Source organism: Finegoldia magna, assembly GCF_018371055.1.
Taxonomy (GTDB): Bacteria; Bacillota; Clostridia; order Tissierellales; family Peptoniphilaceae; genus Finegoldia; species Finegoldia magna_I.
Genome location: NZ_JAGYZD010000268.1, coordinates 1 through 2,121, shown reverse-complemented (window position 1 = coordinate 2,121; position 2,121 = coordinate 1). Strand labels below are relative to the sequence as shown.

The window sequence follows — 2,121 nt, the reverse complement described above, 5'->3', positions numbered from 1 at the left end:
ATCTTTTTTGATTAAACTTCTCAAATCATCGTCGATTTTTAGTATTTGCATGACAGCCATTCTTCCCTCGTAACCAGAACTACATTCATCGCAATTTCCTGGCTCGTAAATTTCAGTTGGATTTAATCCGTTCGATCTGAAAACTTCCATTTGTGAAGGTGTTGGTGTGACTTTTTTCTTACAATGAGGGCACAATTTTCTCACCAATCTTTGCGCGATAACAACTTTAAGAGACGCCCTTATCATGTAATCTTCAATCCCCATATCCATAAGTCTGATTATGGACTGATAGCAATCGTCTGTGTGAATTGTTGAATAAACTTTGTGGCCTGTGATTGAAGCTCTAATTGCAAGCTTTGCAGTTTCCAAATCTCTAATTTCTCCGACCATTATTACAGAAGGGTCTTGTCTAAGTACAAACTTCAACGTATTATCAAACCTCAAACCAATTTTTTCGTTGATTTGAATTTGATTAATTCCAAAAATATTGTACTCGACTGGATTTTCAATCGTGATAATATTTTTATCGATTGTATTTTCTCGTTCTAGCATTGTGTAAAGCGTTGTTGTTTTACCACTTCCAGTTGGCCCACAAATCAATACCATTCCATTTTCAAATTTCGTAAATCCTTCAATCATTTGTTGTTCACTTTCAGAAATCCCAAGATTTTGCATACCGATTTTAAAAGATTCTGGATTCAAAATTCTAATAACGCATTTTTGGCCATGAATTGTGTTGATAATGCTAATTCTAAGATCAATTTTTGTGTTTTCATATGTATATGTAATTCTTCCATCTTGTGGAAGTCTCTTTTCTGCGATATCAAGCTCACTCATTATTTTAATTCTAGTAATTATTTTTGAATGCATACTCTTGTCCACAGTCTTGTATTTCACCAAACTTCCATTGATTCTGAATCTAATCCTGACATTTTCTTCAAATGGTTCAATGTGAATGTCGCTGGAATTTTTTCTGATTGCATCATCAATTATAGAATTTACAAATAAAATATTATCGCTGATTTCCATTGTTATCTCCTTGTATATATCTAATTTAATTATATCATTAAAATAATTAAATCAATCTACAAATGAAAAAAACACCAACTGCATTGCAGTTGATATCTTTATATTTACACCAATAATCTGCCACCTTGTGTGTACAAATTATAATAATATCCTTTTTGTTCCATCAATTGTTGGTGCGTTCCACGTTCGATTATTCCTTCTTCAGTCAACACCAAAATCAAATCTGCGTTTTGAACGGTTGTAAGTCTGTGGGCGATCGTAAGCGAACTTCTTCCTTTTGCCAAGTTTTCCAACGATTCTTGCACGATAAATTCGCTCTTATTGTCAAGTGCTGATGTCGCTTCGTCTAATATCAAAATCGGTGGATTTTTCAAGAAAACTCTAGCGATTGAAATTCTTTGTTTTTGACCACCTGAAAGCATAACTCCACGTTCACCGACATAAGTGTCAAATCCATTTTCCAAGTTCATTATAAAATCGTACGCTCCTGCTGCTTTTGCCGCATCGATTACTTCTTGTTCAGTTGCATCAGGCTTTCCGTACAATATGTTTTCTCTAACAGTTCCACTGAACAAATACACATCTTGTTGAACCATTCCGATGTTTGAGCGAAGTGATTGAATTTTGATTTTGCGAACGTCAATTCCTTCCACCAAAATCTCTCCATCTTCTACATCATAAAATCTAGGAATCAAATTACACAAAGTGGTTTTTCCGCCGCCTGAAGGCCCCACCAAGGCAACTTTTTGTCCTGGATTTATCGTAAATGAAATATTGTTAAGCACATTCTCGCTGTTGTTATTGTATTTAAAGCTTACATCCTTGATTTCGATTTTACCTTTGACGTTTTCCAAATCCACAGCGTCTTCGTCATCGAAAATCTCGATATCTTGATCCATTATTTCTGTAAATCTTTCGATACCAGTCATCCCACGTTGGAATTGTTCCGTAAATTCTACAATTCTTCTCACAGTTGTAAGTAACGTTTGAACGTAAAGGATGAATGCTACGATGTCCCCACTACTCATCTTCCCTTCGACTAGGAAAAGTCCACCGAATAAAACCACGATAATGTACATTATTCCATCAAAC

At 35.0% G+C, this 2,121-nt stretch carries 2 protein-coding genes; both read right to left on the bottom strand.

What is annotated here, in order from left to right; translation table 11 throughout:
* The coding region (locus tag KHW44_RS08930) for a GspE/PulE family protein (RefSeq protein WP_304068628.1) at positions 1-1,029 on the bottom strand (1,029 nt) is incomplete at its 3' end.
* A gap of 104 nt (positions 1,030-1,133) precedes the next feature.
* Positions 1,134-2,121: ABC transporter ATP-binding protein (locus KHW44_RS08925; protein WP_304068625.1), on the bottom strand; the 988-nt coding region annotated here is incomplete at its 5' end.